A 4,497-nucleotide genomic window follows, 5' to 3' on the forward strand; every position below is an offset into this window, starting at 1 on the left:
CCATTGATGCTACTGCATTTCTTAATGCTAACTCAGCAAATATAGAGAGTACTTTGTATTTCTGGAGAAAAACAAATGGAGCAGGAGGTTCTGCTTATGCAACTTATACTGCTGGAGGAGCGACAACAACAACACCAACTAGTGCAGTTCCAAACGGTATTATTCAAGTAGGACAAGGGTTTTTTGTGGCTGCAAAAAAGGCTGCAACAGTAACTACATTTTTTACCAATTCAATGCGAGTTGCTAATAATGCTAACCAAATATTTAAAACAAAAAATGTGGTTGAAAAAGACCGTGTTTGGATAAACCTTACCAATGCTAATGGAGCTTTTAGCCAAATGTTAGTAGGATATATGGATGGAGCTACTCAAGGAGTTGATGTTTTGGATGGTAAATACATAAATGACAGCTCAACAGCATTGACTTCTGATATTAATAATGAGGAATATGTTATTCAAGCCCGTGCATTACCATTTGATGTTACTGATGTGGTTAATTTAAATTTTAAAACAGATGTAGCAGGAACCTATACTATTGCCAAAGACCACGTTGATGGTTTGTTTGCTGCAGGTCAAGATATTTATCTTGTTGATAAAACCACGGGAACTGAAACTAACTTACAAACAGATTCTTATACGTTTACTGCGCCAGTAGGAACTAACAATGCGAGATTCTCATTGAAATATCAAAAAACTTTGAAAGTAAACGATGCAACTTTCGACGAAAATTCTATTTCAGTTTATAAACAAAACGGAGTTTTAAATGTCAATTCGGGAAAAACTACAATGAAAAGCGTAAAAGTATTTGACATTGCAGGCAGGTTAATTTTAGAGCAAAAAGAGATTCATGCCACGACAACGATTTTAAAAAATTTGGCAGCAACAAAACAACCCTTGCTAATTCAAATTATTTCAGACGAAAATAAAGTAGTGACTAAAAAAGCAATTTATTAATTTAAAAAAGGCAAAAAGCAAAATCCATCGTTACCCAGTCCAGATAACCATCGAGATGTTGAAGGGCAACGCTTGAGATTCAAAACCATTAACATTTAAAAATATACGTATGAAAAAGATACTATCAAAATCATATATAACCCTTTTCTTTTTATTGACAGGCTTTATCACATTTGCACAGACACCAGGATCAAATGATACTGGAGGTGATTTAGAAGGAGGTGATGCACCTGCTACGCCTATCGATGATTATTTATGGGTGTTAGCTTTAGCGGGATTAATTCTTGTTTTTCTAACGTTCAAATCTATCCAAAAAAATAAAATTCAAGAATAAGAAAGTAATTGTTTTTCAAATAAAAAATCCTGCTCTAATTTTTTTAGCGCAGGATTTTTGTTTATTCGGTTAATTGTTTAACAGACAATCCATTTTGATAGCTATTAGAACTCAAGTTATAGTTTACTCAAACTCAGAAGTAAAAAATAATTTGACGCTAGGAAATTTGTTTTGTGTCATTTGAATTGTAAAATCTGAATCAGCTAAAAAAACAAGTTGATTGTACTTATCGTGTGCCAAAAATTTTTGTTTTATTCTTCTAAACTCTTTAAACTCTTCATTTTTTGGATCAATGGGTTTTACCCAGCAAGCCTTATGCACTGGAAAATTTTCATAAGTACATTTAGCACCATATTCGTGTTCTAATCGATACTGAATAACTTCATATTGCAATGCGCCAACGGTTCCAATTATTTTTCGATTATTCATTTCGAGTGTAAACAACTGTGCAACACCTTCGTCCATCAGCTGGTCAATACCTTTGTCAAGTTGCTTGGCTTTCATTGGGTCAGCATTATTAATATATCTAAAATGTTCTGGAGAGAAGCTTGGAATTCCTTTAAAACTCATAACTTCACCTTCGGTCAAAGTATCGCCAATTTTGAAATTTCCAGTATCGTGCAAACCTACAATGTCGCCAGGAAATGAAATATCAACTATTTCTTTTTTTTCTGCAAAAAAGGCATTGGGACTCGAGAATTTCAAATTCTTTTTCTGGCGAACGTGATAATAAGGTTTATTTCTTTCGAAAGTACCTGATACAATTTTAATAAAAGCGAGTCTGTCACGGTGTTTTGGATCCATATTGGCATGGATTTTAAAAACAAATCCTGTCATTTTCTCTTCAGTTGGATTTACTAATCGTGTTTCAGATTCTTTTGGTCTTGGCGATGGAGCAATTTCTATAAAACAATCTAAGAGTTCGCGCACTCCAAAATTATTCAAAGCTGAACCAAAAAATACAGGTTGTAGTTTCCCGTCTAAATAATCCTGACAATCAAATTTTGGATACACTTCATCAATTAATTCTAGTTCTTCACGTAACTTATCAGCAGGTTTTTGACCAATAATTTTCTCAAGTTCAGGATTTAAAACATCCGAAAAAGCGATGGTTTCCTCAATATTTTTTCGACTATCACCACTAAACAAATTGATGTTTTTCTCCCATAAATTATAAATACCTTGGAAATCATAGCCCATTCCTATTGGGAAACTAAGTGGAGTAACGGTTAATCCTAGTTTTTGCTCCACTTCATCCATAAGATCAAAAGCATCTTTTCCTTCACGGTCTAATTTATTGATAAAAACGATGATGGGAATATTACGCAATCTACATACAGCTACCAGTTTTTCGGTTTGTTCTTCGACACCTTTGGCAACATCAATCACAACAATTACGCTATCAACAGCTGTTAAAGTTCTGAAGGTATCCTCGGCAAAATCCTTGTGTCCTGGCGTATCGAGAATATTTATTTTCTTGTCTTTGTAATTGAATGCTAAAACAGAGGTCGAAACCGAAATCCCTCTCTGGCGTTCAATTTCCATAAAGTCGCTCGTAGCTCCTTTTTTGATTTTGTTGTTCTTAACCGCACCTGCTTCCTGAATCGCGCCTCCAAAAAGGAGTAGCTTTTCTGTCAAGGTTGTTTTACCGGCATCGGGATGCGAAATAATCCCAAAAGTTCTTCTTCGCTGTATTTCTTCTAAAAAACCCATATTTGTATAAATAGTTTGCAAAAGTACTATTTATAAATGCCAATTAAAAAAAATCCAACCCTAATAATTTTTACTTCTTTTTAAAAAAAATCTCGAATTCTATTCAATTTCATTTGAAAGCATATCCCAAATAGCATTGCTTTGCGGTCTAATTTGTTTCTATAGGTTACTTTGAGTTAAATGCAAGATATTTTGAAATATTATAACGTTTTCGTTAATAAAATTTGACTCTTTTATGAAATCATTATCAGAGGAAGTAATATATTTGTAATTCAATATTTAAATCAATAAAAATGAGTATTATTATCAAAATTCACGCAAGACAAATTTTTGACTCAAGAGGAAATCCTACAGTAGAAGTAGATGTAATCACTGAAAACGGTGTTTTAGGAAGAGCAGCAGTTCCATCAGGAGCTTCAACAGGAAAATATGAAGCAATGGAATTGAGAGATGGAGGAAAAGCATTTTTAGGAAGAGGAGTTTTAAATGCAGTGAAAAATGTTAATACCGTTATTTCAGAAGAACTTATAGGAGTTTCAGTTTTTGAACAAAACTTGATTGACCAAATGATGATTGATTTAGATGGAACTCCAAATAAATCAAAATTAGGTGCAAATGCCATTCTTGGAGTTTCTCTTGCTGTTGCAAAAGCAGCCGCAAACGAATTAGGATTGCCATTATACCGTTACATAGGTGGAGTTTCTGCGAATACATTACCTGTTCCAATGATGAATATCATCAATGGTGGTTCGCATTCTGATGCGCCAATCGCATTTCAAGAATTTATGATTTTCCCAGTAAAAGCAGCTACTTTTACCCAAGCTATACAAATGGGAACAGAAATTTTCCATAATCTTAAAAAAGTTTTACACGATAGAGGTTTGAGTACAGCTGTTGGTGATGAAGGAGGATTTGCTCCAAATTTAGCAGGAGGAACAGAAGACGCTTTGGACACTATTAAAAAAGCAGTTGAAGCTGCTGGCTATACTTTTGGAGACGAAATTATGGTAGCTTTAGATTGTGCTTCTTCTGAATTTTATAAAGACGGAAAATACGATTACACAAAATTTGAAGGTCCAACTGGAAAAATCAGAACTTCAGAAGAGCAGGCAGATTATTTGGCTGAATTGGTTTCAAAATATCCAATTATTTCTATTGAAGATGGAATGGATGAAAATGATTGGGAAGGTTGGAAATATTTGACAGAAAAAATTGGTAATAAAACACAATTAGTTGGAGATGATTTATTTGTAACTAATGTAGAACGATTGTCAACAGGAATCGAAAAAGGAATTGCCAACTCAATTTTAGTAAAAGTAAACCAAATTGGAACTTTAACTGAAACTATTGCAGCAGTAAATATGGCTAAAAATGCAGGATATACTTCAGTAATGTCACACCGCTCAGGTGAAAGCGAAGATAATACCATCGCTGATTTAGCAGTAGCTTTAAACTGTGGTCAAATCAAAACAGGTTCTGCATCACGGTCAGACCGTA

The 4,497-nt window shown here is 34.0% G+C and carries 4 protein-coding genes; 3 read left to right on the forward strand and 1 reads right to left on the reverse strand.

The features are described 5' to 3' along the window. Both PHC28_RS16000 and PHC28_RS16005 read left to right on the forward strand, forming a co-directional pair. The coding region (locus PHC28_RS16000) for a T9SS sorting signal type C domain-containing protein (protein ID WP_300102970.1) at positions 1 to 953 on the forward strand (953 nt) is incomplete at its 5' end. A 109-nt stretch (positions 954 to 1,062) separates the two neighbouring features. Then, entirely contained in the window at positions 1,063 to 1,287 is a 225-nt protein-coding gene (locus tag PHC28_RS16005) for a hypothetical protein (RefSeq protein ID WP_300102973.1), read from the forward strand. Positions 1,288 to 1,410: 123 nt separating this feature from the next. Here the strand turns inward: PHC28_RS16005 and PHC28_RS16010 are convergent, their stop codons facing one another. Further along, the gene (locus PHC28_RS16010; RefSeq protein WP_300102976.1) at positions 1,411 to 3,000 is read right to left on the reverse strand and encodes a peptide chain release factor 3; all 1,590 of its coding nucleotides are present in this window, start codon (positions 2,998 to 3,000) and stop codon (positions 1,411 to 1,413) included. Between the two features lie 293 nt (positions 3,001 to 3,293). Here PHC28_RS16010 and eno point away from each other — a divergent pair. Then, the coding region (eno, locus tag PHC28_RS16015) for a phosphopyruvate hydratase (RefSeq protein WP_300102979.1) at positions 3,294 to 4,497 on the forward strand (1,204 nt) is incomplete at its 3' end.

The organism is Flavobacterium sp., assembly GCF_028712645.1.
Taxonomy (GTDB): Bacteria; Bacteroidota; Bacteroidia; order Flavobacteriales; family Flavobacteriaceae; genus Flavobacterium.

Excerpts from the sequence above, each read along its gene's own strand:
- PHC28_RS16005 (WP_300102973.1), top strand. The coding sequence starts at position 1,063 with ATGAAAAAGATACTATCAAAATCATATATAACCCTTTTCTTTTTATTG.
- PHC28_RS16010 (WP_300102976.1), bottom strand. The coding sequence starts at position 3,000 with ATGGGTTTTTTAGAAGAAATACAGCGAAGAAGAACTTTTGGGATTATT.